13 protein-coding genes are annotated in these 13,027 nt (G+C 66.3%); 4 read left to right on the top strand and 9 right to left on the bottom strand.

The features are described 5' to 3' along the window. Positions 1 to 129 precede the first annotated feature (129 nt). Positions 130 to 918: an SAM-dependent methyltransferase gene (locus W7U_RS07915; RefSeq protein ID WP_008256704.1), complete on the top strand. Its 789-nt coding sequence runs from the start codon at positions 130 to 132 to the stop codon at positions 916 to 918. A gap of 10 nt (positions 919 to 928) precedes the next feature. On the opposite strand, the gene W7U_RS07910 is transcribed toward W7U_RS07915, so the two are convergent. After that, positions 929 to 1,777, bottom strand: coding sequence for a glycoside hydrolase family 16 protein (locus tag W7U_RS07910; RefSeq protein ID WP_008256701.1), 849 nt, complete (start codon positions 1,775 to 1,777; stop codon positions 929 to 931). Between the two features lie 252 nt (positions 1,778 to 2,029). Between W7U_RS07910 and W7U_RS26135 the strand changes: the two genes are divergently transcribed. Then, entirely contained in the window at positions 2,030 to 2,236 is a 207-nt protein-coding gene (locus tag W7U_RS26135; protein WP_131810880.1) for a hypothetical protein, read from the top strand. A 340-nt stretch (positions 2,237 to 2,576) separates the two neighbouring features. Here the strand turns inward: W7U_RS26135 and W7U_RS07905 are convergent, their stop codons facing one another. The 4 genes from W7U_RS07905 to W7U_RS07890 form a co-directional block, all read right to left on the bottom strand. Further along, positions 2,577 to 2,876: a PE family protein gene (locus tag W7U_RS07905; RefSeq protein WP_008256699.1), complete on the bottom strand. Its 300-nt coding sequence runs from the start codon at positions 2,874 to 2,876 to the stop codon at positions 2,577 to 2,579. 738 nt (positions 2,877 to 3,614) lie between these two features. Further along, the gene (locus tag W7U_RS07900) at positions 3,615 to 4,253 is read right to left on the bottom strand and encodes a carboxymuconolactone decarboxylase family protein (RefSeq protein WP_008256696.1); all 639 of its coding nucleotides are present in this window, start codon (positions 4,251 to 4,253) and stop codon (positions 3,615 to 3,617) included. A gap of 134 nt (positions 4,254 to 4,387) precedes the next feature. Continuing rightward, positions 4,388 to 4,960 carry a TetR/AcrR family transcriptional regulator gene (locus tag W7U_RS07895; protein WP_008256689.1) on the bottom strand — a complete coding sequence of 191 codons (573 nt, stop codon included), beginning with the start codon at positions 4,958 to 4,960 and terminating at the stop codon, positions 4,388 to 4,390. 118 nt (positions 4,961 to 5,078) lie between these two features. Further along, the gene (locus tag W7U_RS07890; RefSeq protein ID WP_232527320.1) at positions 5,079 to 5,762 is read right to left on the bottom strand and encodes a cutinase family protein; all 684 of its coding nucleotides are present in this window, start codon (positions 5,760 to 5,762) and stop codon (positions 5,079 to 5,081) included. Between the two features lie 119 nt (positions 5,763 to 5,881). Between W7U_RS07890 and W7U_RS07885 the strand changes: the two genes are divergently transcribed. Continuing rightward, entirely contained in the window at positions 5,882 to 6,544 is a 663-nt protein-coding gene (locus W7U_RS07885) for a class I SAM-dependent methyltransferase (protein ID WP_008256687.1), read from the top strand. A gap of 14 nt (positions 6,545 to 6,558) precedes the next feature. Here the strand turns inward: W7U_RS07885 and W7U_RS07880 are convergent, their stop codons facing one another. Genes W7U_RS07880 through W7U_RS07870 form a run of 3 tightly spaced genes read right to left on the bottom strand, consistent with a single transcriptional unit; the run spans position 6,559 to position 9,624 of the window. Beyond that, a complete protein-coding gene (locus W7U_RS07880; protein ID WP_008256686.1) occupies positions 6,559 to 7,635 on the bottom strand; it encodes a hypothetical protein in 1,077 nt (358 codons plus the stop codon). Beyond that, positions 7,622 to 8,380, bottom strand: a complete 759-nt coding sequence (locus W7U_RS07875) for a class I SAM-dependent methyltransferase (protein ID WP_008256685.1) — start codon at positions 8,378 to 8,380, stop codon at positions 7,622 to 7,624. Before W7U_RS07875 ends, W7U_RS07880 begins: the two co-directional genes overlap by 14 nt. Further along, positions 8,374 to 9,624, bottom strand: a complete 1,251-nt coding sequence (locus tag W7U_RS07870) for a glycosyltransferase family 4 protein (RefSeq protein ID WP_008256684.1) — start codon at positions 9,622 to 9,624, stop codon at positions 8,374 to 8,376. The genes W7U_RS07875 and W7U_RS07870 overlap by 7 nt, the downstream gene beginning before the upstream one ends. A 290-nt stretch (positions 9,625 to 9,914) precedes the next feature. Between W7U_RS07870 and W7U_RS07865 the strand changes: the two genes are divergently transcribed. Further along, positions 9,915 to 10,712, top strand: a complete 798-nt coding sequence (locus W7U_RS07865) for a DUF1906 domain-containing protein (protein WP_014380139.1) — start codon at positions 9,915 to 9,917, stop codon at positions 10,710 to 10,712. Between the two features lie 60 nt (positions 10,713 to 10,772). On the opposite strand, the gene katG is transcribed toward W7U_RS07865, so the two are convergent. After that, a complete protein-coding gene (gene katG, locus W7U_RS07860; protein ID WP_008256682.1) occupies positions 10,773 to 13,013 on the bottom strand; it encodes a catalase/peroxidase HPI in 2,241 nt (746 codons plus the stop codon). Positions 13,014 to 13,027: the final 14 nt, after the last annotated feature.

The following is a 13,027-nucleotide window of genomic DNA, read 5'->3' as shown; positions in this document are numbered from 1 at the left end:
TACTCCACCCTGGTGCATTGCACCGGGCGAAGGTTTCCAGGGTACGCGTGAATCACACTGCTGTCATTTGGGATTTTGAGCCCTTCATCGCGCGGCTGTATCGGATTACCGACGATCCGGTGGACGGCCTTGCACCGGGCCACCGAATCGGCCCGCCCCGACGCGTTGTTCAGCGACCCGTTTGCCGGACTCCTGGCCGGTGAGCACGGCCGCGCGATCGTCGACAACGTGCCCCGCACGAGTCGCAGCGGTTGGTGGCTGGTCGCGCGGACCAAGATCATCGATGACGCCATCGCCGACGCGATCGCCGACGGATGCGACCGGGTGCTGAATCTGGCCGCCGGGCTGGACACCAGGCCGTATCGGCTGGACCTTCCCCCCGACTTCGTGTGGGTGGAAGCGGATCTGCCGAAGCTGCTCTCCGAGAAAACGCAGGTGCTCGCCGAGCAGGTGCCGCGCTGCCGGTTGACCCGCACCGCCGTCGACCTCGCCGACCCGCGGGCCCGCGACGACTTCCTGAACGAGGCGCTCGACGGTGCAAGCAAGGCGCTGGTGCTGACCGAGGGCCTGCTCATGTATCTGGACGACGGTGACGTGACCGCCCTTTCCGCGGCGATCAAGCGGCCCGAGGTCCACTGGTGGATGCTCGACTTCGCCGGGCCCGGTTTGAAGAAGCTGATGAACAAGAAGATGGCCGGCATGTTGCAGAACGCGCCGTTCAAGTTCGCACCCGAGAACGGGCTGGCCTACTTCGAAAGCCTCGGCTGGCGCACCGTCGACGTGCAAGCGCTGTATCTGGCCGCCCACCGCATGCGTCGCTTACCGCTGGTGATGCGCCCGCTCGCGTGGCTGCCGCAGCCGGATCCCCGCCGTCCGGGTGGCCGGGCCTGGAGCGCGACCGCCCTGCTGACGCACTGAGCGCGCCGGTCTACCAGACGCGGATCCAGTCGATGAGCATGTCGGCGGGGTAGGTGCCGGGGCCGGGGTCACCGCCACCCGAGCCGGCCACCGCCAGGTTGAAGACCGGATACGTCGTGTAACCCGCCCCGTTGAACGGCCAATCGGGCAGGGCACTGGCCGGTACGTCGAAGTAGGGCTGCGCGCCGTCGGCGTAGTCCTTCCAGAACCGGATGCCGGCCTCGTCCCACTGGCATCGCCAGGTGTGCCATGCGCTGTCCACCGCGATGTTGTGGGTCTTCCACTCGCCGCCGTTGGCTTTGGCGTGGACGGTGGTGGCCGAGGGCCAGTTGCCGTTGCCGTACCACTCCATCACATCGATTTCGCCCTGGTCGTCATTGCCCAGCCAGTAGGCGGGCCAGGCGCCCGCGGTCAGGCAGTTCAGCTTGATCCGGGCTTCCCAGGTGTGGCCGACCCCGCCGCGCCAGGTGCTCTGAACCTTGCCGCTGTAGTAAGTGGGTCCGTCCTTGGCGGCGCGCAGGACCAGATTGGACTTGCCGTCCAGGAACACGTTCCGGCGATCATCGCGGTACTGGCCGATGTTCTCGGGTCGCTCCCAATAGGTTGGGTCCTTGATCGTCTCGCGGGCTTTCGCAACCACCCACTTGGACGCATCGGGTGCAGAACCGGCAGGGCCGTCGAATTCGTCGGCGAATATGTAGGTCCCGGACTGGCCGCTGGGCGCGGCGGGCGCCGGTATCCGACCGGCGGGTTCATCCCGTCCGGCCGGGTAGGCCCAGGTTTTCGGGGCCGGCAGCGCGGCTGCCAGCACGCCGATCCCGGTTGTCAAAATCATGCGGCGGCGATCGATCTCCGGCATAAGCAAGGGACCCTAGCAGCCGGCGGTGCGCGACGGTAAACGGGAATTGTCGGAGCCTGCCGCTACGGTTCGAATCGCGGTCGGCCGTGCACGGACGGCGGCACGGCAGGGGCACCCGGATGAGATTTGGGAATTCACGGCCAATTCTCATCTCGGGGGATGGTTTGGTCTCAGGATTCGGCGGGCATTCTGGGATCACGATCCAATAACCACTGTCCTAGCTTTGCGGGTGGTCTGAGAGGAGTGACGATCGTGGCGAATACCCAAGAAGGCACGGTTATTTTCCTTCAGTCCCACCCGGTATGGGCCGCCGCCCAACGTCGTGAACGCGAACGTAGCGAGGCGATGCGTCGCCATCCTTCGTTTCGGACCCGTCAGCGCGCAGCGGTCTCGGGCAATGCGGTTATTCCCTTGATCCGCAATTTCAAGGCCTACTCGAGCACAAACACCCCGGCCTGATCCCTTTTCGGGTTGGCTGGGTGCCTGGAAATCACGCGCACCCCACGCGGCTACCCATGGCCCGCCGCAGATACGCCCTGGGCGGCGGCGACGGAGTCCAGCGCATCACCCTCTTGTCCTCGATCGCTTGGTCGCCGCGGCCGCGGGCCCCAAACCTTTCACGAATGTCGTGACGTAAACAATAGCGTTGTCGATTATCATGTATTGCGAGGTATAGTCGTCGATTGATTTGAGCGTAGTTTGGCACTCGCCAATGCGTTTTGCGCGCCCCTGTTACCGAATGTTCTTGGCCGCCGCGACGGCAGCAGTCCGCTGTTCTGATCCCCGGACGCCCGAACGCTCACTCCGCCGACGACGCGTTGGCCGCCTCGGTCGCCGCATAAGAGCCGGCGCTGGCGGCCAGCATCACCACCATCAGGTCTTGGATCGCGGCCGCGCGCGCACTCAGTTCCTGAAACCGTTGAGCATGAGCCGCAAATCGCACCGCGGTCAACATTGAAACCTCATCTGCCGCGGCCGGAACGACCGCGACCGTCGGGGCCGCCGCGGCGGTGTTCTCGGCGTTCAGTGCCGCGCCGATCGATTGCAGGTTTGCGGCCGCGGCCGACAGCTTGTCTGGAGCAGAAGATACGGACGACATCTGACTTCCCTTCAGTGGACTGGACCCCGGACGAACACGCCGACGTGTCCGGTTGCCCCGAGACGGTATTTATCGCGAAGCGACACGTTCAACGCGTCCGCTGCCTTAAAAAAGGGCTGAACTTTGCCTTTCGTACACGCTCTCATTGATTTTAATTGGCCCGACTATGGTTCGATAAACTCAACGGCGGGAGCTGGTGAATTTGCTATGGGAATATATGTTCACGGCGCGAAAACATATACTGTCGCTGAACATATGTGTCCTATTTGAATAGTTGTTCAGACATTGACCCGCGCGACTTTCGAGGGTTCGTCGACCTAAGCGCGACGGCGGCCATACGCGGTGCGCCGCCGGGGGGCATTTACACGCTCCGAGAACTACTACAGTTCGTAGTAGCCGCTAGTTGGGAGAAGCCGATGGCCGAGAACTGGAATGCGGTGACAACACTGCGTTCGGTAGCGTCGGCGATGGAGGGGTTCGGCACTGCGACCTTGTTTGTCTACGCGCGCGTTGCCCACCTTCCTCCCCGATTTCCAAGACAGCTTTACGTCGGGACCGCGGATCAACGTCACCTGGTTATCCTGGCTGTCCGCCGTCGGCGAAATCGGGGTCAGCCTGTTCTCGGCCATGCGGGGCTGCGAGTGCGGCGCCGGGCGGCCATCGAGCCGCCCGGCCGCGCTCGCGAAACCGTCTAGCAGTTCGCTGCGCCCCCGCCGATCATTTCTCAGCGATCGTCAGTCATGCCCCGGACGTCGCGGCGCCGATGTCGAGCACGCCGCCGCCTTCGGGATCATCGACCTCGACAGTCGGGTCGTCGACGTCGTCGAATTCTAGCCGCAATGCCCGGGACATGATTGCGTGCATCACGTACATCGTTGTGGTGTAGGTGAATTCGAGGATCTCGGCGTCGCTGAAAACCGCCCGCAACTGGGTTATCAACCGCTCGGGAACGCGACCGTGCTGTCCCGCAAGGCAATCCGTATAGGCCAGCAGCAGCCGTTCGGTCTCGTCAAAGCAGTCGGCGGTCTGCCAGGACGGTATGGCCGCGATCTTCTCCTCAGACAAACCCGCCGACCGGCCCGCTTTGCAGTGCTGCGAGAAGACGAACTGGCTACCGACCACCCAGCCCGCACGGACTTGGCCCAGCTCGCGGTGATCGGCCCGGATGGACACCTCTTCGCGGTAGAGGCGGAAGCCACGGACGGCGTGGCGCAGGGCGGCGGGGGACTGGGCCATCACAGTCCACCAGTTGCCGAGCGTGCCACCAACCGCACCCGGCTCGCGCACAGGATCACGCTCGCCGAACATGAAGTCGTACATCTTCAGTGTGAATTCGTCGCTGATTTCACTCCGCGGGATCGGCTTCAGACGCGGCATTGCGTCTCCTTTCAGGTCGCGGCACAGATCGGGCAACACGACAGTCTGCGTAGGATGCCGATCAATCTTAAGTTCCACCGCGGCGCCGACGCAGCTCACGGCCAGCGCGGATGAGGGATCCGTCCATTCCGCGATCAGGGGCGCAAGCCGGCGAGCACCATGTCCGCGAAGTTATCGCCGATCTCGGTCAGCGAGCTACGACCTTCGGGCACATACCAACGGTGAATCCAGTTGTACATGCCCAGAACACCAAGCATCACCAGCCGCGGGTCCAGATCCGAACGGAAAGCCCCGCCCGCGACACCTTCTTCGATGATCGCCAGCAGCGTCTTGCCATACACGTCGGCGTTTTCGACTATGCCTTGTGCTTCGGGAATGGTTGCGATGTACTGACTTTCAGCGAACAGCACAAAGAGCTCAGGATGGGTGACAAGGTCCCCGATGTAGGCACCCAGGGCGCGACGCAACTTTTCCGCGGGCGGCCCGTCTGACTCGAGCGCATCCCGGCAGTGCCGGGTCATCTCGTAAGCCGGCTGCTCGACGAGCGCGACCAGCAATTCCTCTTTGGTGCCGACGTAGTAGTAGAGCGACGCACGGTTGATGCCCACCTCGCTGGCGACATCTTCGAGGCGCGCCCGGGCGAACCCCTGCCGGCGGAACACTTGCGCGGCGCCCTTGAGAATGTCTCGCCAGCGCGCGTCGGACACGCTGCGGTCGGCATTTCGCCGCGCATGGCGGCGCCGCGCGTTATCGCTTTGCTGACGTACGGCGGGAATCGTCGGTCTCCTGACGTGCGGTTGTCGCGTTGCCTGTTGCGCGCCTGGCTCAGAGCTTGCCGGCGACGAAGTCGGCGGCCTGGTTGGCCATGCCCGCGTCGATGTACGCGCCGGCGAGATGCTGTGGCCAGTTCTGCTTCCACGTGTTCGGGTCGGCCGGGTTGCAGATCGGGTCGGCGCCGTGGCACAACTCGATGGTCCGGTCGTTATAGGTCGGGTTGAAGTTGGTGATCGGACCCACCCACTGACTTCCGTTGCCGAACAACGCGACCGCGGCGATGTGCTGGTCGACACCCGGCGGCAGGGGGCTGTCGAAACCGAACGCGCCGACGGGCGCCGCGAGCACGACGTCGGTGACCGCCGCGCCCAGCGAGTAGCCGCCCAGCACAAGCCGGGTGTCGGGGCAACTGTTGACCATGTCCTGGATGTGGTGGCTCATGTCGTTGGCACCCTGCGCGACCTCGGTGTCGGCGGGGTACCGCACGGCATAGGCGTCGACGGTCCTGTTCACCTTGGATCGCAGGGCGCTGATGAACGCGTTGCCCAGCACGCCCGGTCCGGGCGATTCGTTGCGGCCGCGGGCGAACACGACCTGCACCGGCGGGCAGGCCGCGGCGGCCGATGGCGCCGCGGGCGGAAGGGCCGCGGTGACCAGCACCAGGGTGGCCGCGGTGGTCGCCGCGGCAAGGCCGACGGCAGCGAATTTACGGATAGGCAAGGCGCGCACGCCCATGATGGTAAAGCGATCCCGCCGGGCCCGCTGGCCGGCCTGCACGCAGACCTCGCGTGATCGCTCAGCGCGAACATCGACCACGGTAACGGTGGCGCCGATCCAGGCGATAGGTTCAGCTGATGGATCACGTCGACGCGGGTGCGCCCGAGCGCTTGTTCGCCCTGGCCGAACGGGTACAGGGTTTCATGCCGGCCGACGAGGGGCGCGCGCTGTACGACGCCGCGCTGCGCTATCTCGGCGGCGGCACCGGCGTCGAGATCGGCACGTACTGCGGCAAATCCACCCTGTTGCTGGGCGCGGCGGCGCAGCAAACCGCGAGCGTGCTCTACACGATCGACCACCACCACGGCTCCGAGGAACATCAGGCGGGCTGGGAATTCCACGACGCCTCGCTGGTCGACGAGGTCACGGGCTTGTTCGACACCCTGCCGACGTTTCGCCGCACCCTCGACACCGCCCAGCTGGACGACCACGTCGTCACGATTGTCGGCAAGTCGCCACTGGTGGCGCGGGCATGGCGGGCGCCGCTGCAGTTCCTGTTCATCGACGGCGGCCACAGCGAGGACGCCGCCAACCAGGACTTCGACGGATGGGCCAAGTGGGTGGCCGCCGGTGGGGCGCTGGCCATCCACGACGTCTTTCCCGACCCCAAGGACGGTGGGCGGCCTCCGTACTACATCTACTGTCGCGCAATCGATTCCGGGAAGTTTCGGGAGGTGTCGGCCACCGGGTCGCTACGCGTGCTCGAACGCGTCAGAGGCCAGCCCGGGGAACCCATTTAGCGGACAGTCTCCGGCTACCGGCCGGGCCCGGCTGCGACGCATTCGCAGTCGAAGTCGGTCTGCAGGCCCATCGGCAGCGCGTCGCCGCGGAAGATGCCCGCGCCGGCGGTCGCATTCGACAGGGCGTCCGCCGCCAGGATCATCGCGGCGCCGGTCCAGGTGGTGCGCTCCTCGGGCCACCGTTTCCCGTCCGCGAAAACCAGGCCCGTCCAATAGGATCCGTCGCTTTCGCGAAGGTGCTGCATGGCGGCGAACTGGCGGTGAGCCTCGGAGCGCTGGCCGAGGGCATCCAGCGCCATCACGAGCTCGCAGGTCTCGGCCCCGGTCACCCAGGGGCGATCGCCGACGCATCGGATGCCCAGACCGTCGACGACGAAGTCGTCCCAGCGCTGCTTGATGCGCGCGTCCGCCGCCGGCCCCCGCAAGGCACTGCCGAGGATGGGGTAGTACCAGTCCATCGAGTAGCGCTCTTTTTCGGTGAACGCCTCCGGATGGTCGGTGATGGCGTGGCCCAATCTGCCCACCGCCAATTCCCACTCGGGCTGCGGGTCCTCGACGAAGGCCGCCAGCGCGAGCGCGCAGCGGATGCTGTGATACACGCTGGAGCACCCGGTCAGCAAGGCTTCCGGTAGCAGACCGGCCTCGCTTCGCGCCCAAGCGATTTCACCGTTGCCGACCTGCATGTCGATGACGAAATCAATAGCCTTGCGCACCGCCGGCCACATGTCGGCCGCGAACGAGGCGTCGCCCGTGACCAGTACGTGGTGCCAGACACCGGCGGCGATGTAGGCGCAGAAGTTGCTGTCGCTGTTGGCGTCTTCGATCACGCCCGCCCGAAACTGGATGGGCCAGGAGCCGTCGGACCGCTGGGTGCGGCGGCTCCAGTCGAAGGCCGCCCGCGCGGGCTCCAGCAGTCCGGCGGTGGTGAGCGCCATCGCGCACTCCACGTGATCCCACGGGTCGGTGTGGCCGCCCTCGAACCAGGGGATGGCGCCCGAGGATTCCTGTGCGGCGGCAATCGACAGCGCGGTCTGTCGGCATTGTTCGGGAGTGAGCACCCCCGCGACCGCGGGCAGGTTAGACCGTTGCAACTGAATATCCCGCGCTCGGTTGGCTATCGGCGTCCTGCTGTTTGACGAAGTACATCGCCACGCTCTTGCCGACCAGCGGATTGAGCAGTGACTCGGCAAGCTGGGTGATCTTGGGTCGCTGCATCAGATCCCACACCAGAAGTTTGTGGTAGGCGGTCACGGCCCGGTGGTCGGTGTTCGAGACGCCCACAGCGCATTTCAGCCACCAGAAGGGCGAGTGCAGCGCATGCGCGTGATGGGTATGTGTCAGTTCCATTCCGCCATCGAGGATCTTGCCGCGCAATTCGTTGGCCCGGTAGATGCGCACGTGGCCGCCCTCGTTGGCGTGGTATTCGTCGGACAGCAACCAGCACAGGCGTTCGGGCAGCCAGCGCGGCACACTGACCGCCAGCGTGCCGCCGACTTTGAGCACCCTGATCAGTTCGGCGATGGCGATGTCGTCTTGCGGTATGTGCTCCAGAATCTCCGAGGCGATGACACAGTCGAATGTCTGATCGGCGTACGGCAACGTGAGCGCATCACCGACCACCACCTTCGCCGACGCTCCGGCGGGCGCCTCGCCGTTGTCGGCCATCGCGCGCAAAATGGTGTCGACCGACCGTAATTCGTCCTCGTCGCGGTCGAAGGCGACGACGTCGGCGCCGCGTCGATACGCTTCGAACGCGTGCCGGCCCGCGCCGCAACCCACGTCGATGACCTTGCTCGACGGCCCGATCCCGAGCCGGTCGAAATCGACTGTCAGCATGTCGCCTCGCCCCGCGCGGTACGGGCGATCGCCCGCTCGTAGACCCGGACGGTCTGGGCGGCGACGGCTTCCCAGCTGAACACGTCGACTGCGCGTGTTCGTCCCGCCCTGCCGAGGTTGCGGCGCTTTTCCGGAGAATCCAGGAGTTCGGCGAGCGCGTGGGTCAGTGCGTCCACGTCGGCGGGCGGCACCAGCTCGGCGCAAGCGCCGTCCGTCCCAAGGACTTCCGGCAGCGCGCCCACCCGGCTGGCGACGATCGGGGTGCCGCTGGCCATGGCTTCCACGGCCGGCAGCGAAAACCCTTCGTAGAGCGACGGAATGCACGCCACCTCCGCGGACGCGAACAACGCCGCGAGCTCGGCATCCGAGAGCCCGCTGGTGATGTGCACGATGTCGGAGATCCCGAGTTCGGCGATGAGCTTGTGGGTCGGGCCGTTGGGTTCGACCTTGGCGACGAGCCGTAACTCGAGATCACGGACGGTGCGCAGCCTGGCCACCGCCTGCAGCAGGGTACGGACGCCCTTGAGCGGGGTGTCGGCGCTGGCGATCGCGATGATGCGACCCGGTTCCCGCGGGCCGGAGCCCGGTTTGAACAGCTCGGTATTCACCCCGAGCGGCACCACGTGCAGCTGGTCCGGCGAGACGCCGAAGTCGCTGATGATGTCGGCGGCCGAGGACGACGAGACAGTCAACAGGTCGGGGATGTGGCGGGCGACCTCCTGCTGCATGTCCAAAAACCCATACCAGCGGCGCACCAACGGTTTTCGCCACCATCGCGCCGCGGCCAGATCCAGCACCCGATCGCGGGTGATCGGGTGGTGCACGGTGGCCACCACCGGCAGTCCCGCGCCCGCAATGGTGAGCAGCCCGGTGCCCAGGCTCTGGTTGTCGTGCACGACGTCGAAATCGGCTGCCCGCTCGGCCAATAACCGCGCGGCCCGCATCGTGAACGTCCGCGGTTCGGGAAAGCCCGCGGTCCACGTGGTCAGCAATTCCAAAAGGTCGATGGAGTCGCGAATTTCGCTCGGCCGCGGCACCCGGAAAGGGTCGGGTTCCCGATACAGATCAAGGCTCGGAACCTCGGTGAGCCGGACCCGAGGGTCGAGCAGGTCGGGATACGGCTGCCCGGAAAACACCTCGACGTCGTGACCGAGTTCCACCAGACCGTGGCTGAGATGGCGCACGTAGACGCCCTGTCCGCCGCAATGGGTCTTACTACGGTAGGACAGCAGGGCAATTCGCATACTCAACTCTTCTTTGCTGGAAAATGACCGCGGAAAGGCGCCGAATCCATCGCGGTCAACGGGCTCCCGAACTCCGTGACAGCAAACTGGACATGTGTCCAGACTATAGTTCGATCACCTAAGCGAGCGCAACGAGCCCGAAATCCTCCGTCTCGCGCGGAGACGGCCCCCGGGATGTCCGACACGCAAAGATCATGCCACTGGCGGAGGGCCGCCGGCTTTCCGGCCGGGGACCTGCCGGTGCTGACCGGCGAAAATGAGCGGCCCGCGGCCTTTGTTACCATCGCGCGGTGCGGGATTCGGCTGCACCGGCGGGACACGCGCCGCGATCTGTCTCCAGACGCGACGTCCTGAGGTACGCGTTCGCCCCGACCATCCTCGGCCTGGCGGCCGCGATGGCCGAGGGACCGACGGCGGCGGCCGCCGGACTGACGCTGATCGATTTCGCCGAGAAGAGGATCGCGCCGGACGAAATCAAGGCCGCGGGATACGGCGGCGTGGTCAATTACGTGTCGGAGTCGCGGCCTGGCGCGAACTTCGAGGCGAAGCCCATCACCCGCCCGTACGCGGACTCGCTGCGCGCGGCGGGCCTGCAGATCGTCAGCAACTTCCAGTACGGCAAGCCGGGTTGGCCCGACCCGTCGGACTGCACCCGCGGGCACGAGGGAGGCGTCGCCGACGCTCAAGCGGCGATGCGGCTGCACACCGCGGCCGGGGGACCGGACTCGGCGCCGATCTTCTTCAGCATCGACGACGACATCGACGAGAACACCTGGAATGGCGTTGCCGTCGACTGGTTTCGAGGGATCAACTCGGTGCTGGGCGTCGGCCGCACCGGCATCTACGGGCACGCCAGGGCGTGCGGCTGGGCGATCCGCGACGGCGTCATCGGGAACTCCAGCACGCCGGGGCACCGGTGGGCGTGGCAGACGCGGTCGTGGTCGCACGGGGAGCGCGAACCGGCGGCGGTGCTCTACCAGGCCGTCGTCAACAGCCCGTCGAACCCGGGCCCGCTGCTCGGCGGGATCAACGTGGACGTCGACGACGTCCTCGCGCCCGACTACGGACAATGGGATCTGGCGCGCTGATCCGAACGCACGACACCCCGCGAACCGGTGGCCCGCGGGGTGTCGCTCGCTATCCGACTGTTATTTAAGGTCGAACCGGTCGCTGTTCATGACCTTCACCCACGCCGCGACGAAGTCCTCCACGAACTTCCCGTGGGCGTCATCCTGGGCGTAGACCTCGACGAGGCCACGCAGCACCGAGTTGGAGCCGAAGACGAGGTCGTTCGCGGTCGCGGTCCACTTGAGCGCGCCGGAAGCCCGGTCGCGTCCCTCGTAGACGTTCTCGGCGGTCTCCGACGCCTTCCACTCGGTGCCCATGTCGAGCAGGTTGACGAAGAAGTCGTTGGTCAACGCGCCCGGCCTGTCGGTGAAGACCCCGTGCTTGCTGCTGCCGTGGTTGGCACCGAGGGCACGCAGACCGCCGACGAGCACCGTCATCTCCGGACCGGTCACGCCGAGCAGGTACGCCCGCTCGATCAGTAGCTGCTCGAGCGGCGCCTTCTCACCCGGCCGGATGTAGTTGCGGAATCCGTCGGCCCGCGGTTCGAGCACCGCGAACGACTCCACGTCGGTGCTCTCCTGCAAGGCGTCGGTGCGGCCCGGCGCGAAGTGCACCGAGATCTCGTAGCCGGCGTCCTTGGCCGCCTTCTCGACGGCCGCCGAGCCCGCCAGCACGATCAGGTCGGCCAGCGAGATCTTCTTGCCACCGGATGCCGAGGCGTTGAAGTCCTGCTGGATCTTTTCCAGCACCGGCAGCACCTTGTCGAGCTCGGAGGGCTCGTTGACCTCCCAGCTGCGCTGCGGCTGCAGGCGCAGCCGGCCACCGTTCGCTCCGCCGCGCTTGTCGGTGTTGCGATAGCTCGCCGCCGCCGACCAGGCCGTCTTGACCAACTGCGGGATGGACAACCCGGATTCGAGCACCTTCTTCTTCAGCGCCGCGACGTCGTTGTCGTCGACCAGCTCGTGGTCGACGGCAGGGACGGGGTCCTGCCACAGCTGCGGCTCGGCGACCCACGGGCCCAGGTAGCGGCTGATCGGGCCCATGTCGCGGTGCAACAGCTTGTACCACGCCTTGGCGAACGCGTCGGCCAGCTCCTCGGGGTGGTCCAACCAGCGCCGCGTGATGTCGGCGTAGATCGGGGACTCCCGCAACGAGATGTCGGTCACCAGCATCGTCGGGGCCCGCCCGGCACCGCCGAACGGGTCGGGGATCGTGCCCGCACCCGCGCCGTCCTTGGCGGTGAACTGCCACGCCCCGGCGGGGCTCTTGGTCAGCTCCCATTCGTAGCCGTACAGCGTCTCCAGGAAGCTGTTGTCCCACTTCGTCGGGGTGGGCGTCCAGACCACCTCGAGGCCGCTGGTGATCGCATCCTTGCCCGAACCGGTGCCGTACGAGCTCTTCCAGCCCAGCCCCTGCTGTTCGATCGGGGCGGCCTCCGGCTCGGGGCCCACCAGGTCGGCGTCACCGGCGCCGTGGGTCTTGCCGAAGCTGTGCCCGCCGACGATCAGCGCGGCGGTCTCCTCGTCGTTCATCGCCATCCGGCCGAACGTCTCGCGGATGTCGATCGCCGCGGCGATCGGGTCGGGCTTGCCCTCCGGGCCTTCGGGGTTGACGTAGATCAGGCCCATGGTCGTCGCGCCGTAGGGCTGCGCGAGCTCGCGCTCACCCGAGTAGCGCTTGTCGGTGCCCAGCCATTCCTCCTCTTCTCCCCAGAGGATCTCTTCGGGCTCCCAGACGTCCTCGCGGCCGAAGCCGAAGCCAAAGGTCTTGAAGCCCATCGACTCCAGGGCCACGTTGCCCGCGTAGGTGATCAGGTCGGCCCAGGAGATCTTGTTGCCGTACTTCTTCTTGATCGGCCACAGCAGCCGCCGGGCCTTGTCCAGGCTCGCGTTGTCCGGCCAGCTGTTCAGCGGGGCGAAGCGCTGCATGCCCTGGCCAGCGCCGCCGCGGCCGTCGTGGATGCGGTAGGTGCCCGCGGCGTGCCAGCTCATCCGGATGAACAGGCCGCCGTAGTGGCCATAGTCGGCCGGCCACCAGTCCTGCGACGTGGTCATCAGCGAGATCATGTCGGCCTTGAGCGCCTCGACGTCGAGCTTGGCGAACTCCGCGGCGTAATCGAAGTCGTCGCCGAGCGGGTTGGACAGCGGCGAGTGCGGGTGCAGCGACGAGACGTCGACCTGGTCGGGCCACCAGTCCCGGTTGGTCAGCGGGGCATGCGCCTTCGGCTTGGGTGAAGGGATTGCTGGGTTTTCGCTTTCGCTCTTGCTAGCCGTCCCGCTGTCTGGTTGGGGTGGGCGGCTACTGGTTGTATCAGATGACACAGCATTCCTTTCGA

It is taken from the genome of Mycobacterium sp. H4Y, from assembly GCF_000364405.1.
GTDB classification, from domain to species: domain Bacteria; phylum Actinomycetota; class Actinomycetes; order Mycobacteriales; family Mycobacteriaceae; genus Mycobacterium; species Mycobacterium intracellulare.
The sequence above is the reverse complement of the archived record's forward strand: the minus strand, read 5'-3'. Positions and strand labels throughout refer to the sequence as shown.

What these genes read in the sequence shown, in the direction of transcription:
- W7U_RS07910 (WP_008256701.1), bottom strand. Translation starts at nt 1,777, where the DNA reads ATGCCGGAGATCGATCGCCGCCGCATGATTTTGACAACCGGGATCGGC.
- W7U_RS07905 (WP_008256699.1), bottom strand. Translation starts at nt 2,876, where the DNA reads ATGTCGTCCGTATCTTCTGCTCCAGACAAGCTGTCGGCCGCGGCCGCA.
- W7U_RS07900 (WP_008256696.1), bottom strand. Translation starts at nt 4,253, where the DNA reads ATGCCGCGTCTGAAGCCGATCCCGCGGAGTGAAATCAGCGACGAATTC.
- W7U_RS07890 (WP_232527320.1), bottom strand. Translation starts at nt 5,762, where the DNA reads ATGGGCGTGCGCGCCTTGCCTATCCGTAAATTCGCTGCCGTCGGCCTT.
- W7U_RS07885 (WP_008256687.1), top strand. Translation starts at nt 5,882, where the DNA reads ATGGATCACGTCGACGCGGGTGCGCCCGAGCGCTTGTTCGCCCTGGCC.
- W7U_RS07875 (WP_008256685.1), bottom strand. Translation starts at nt 8,380, where the DNA reads ATGCTGACAGTCGATTTCGACCGGCTCGGGATCGGGCCGTCGAGCAAG.
- W7U_RS07870 (WP_008256684.1), bottom strand. Translation starts at nt 9,624, where the DNA reads ATGCGAATTGCCCTGCTGTCCTACCGTAGTAAGACCCATTGCGGCGGA.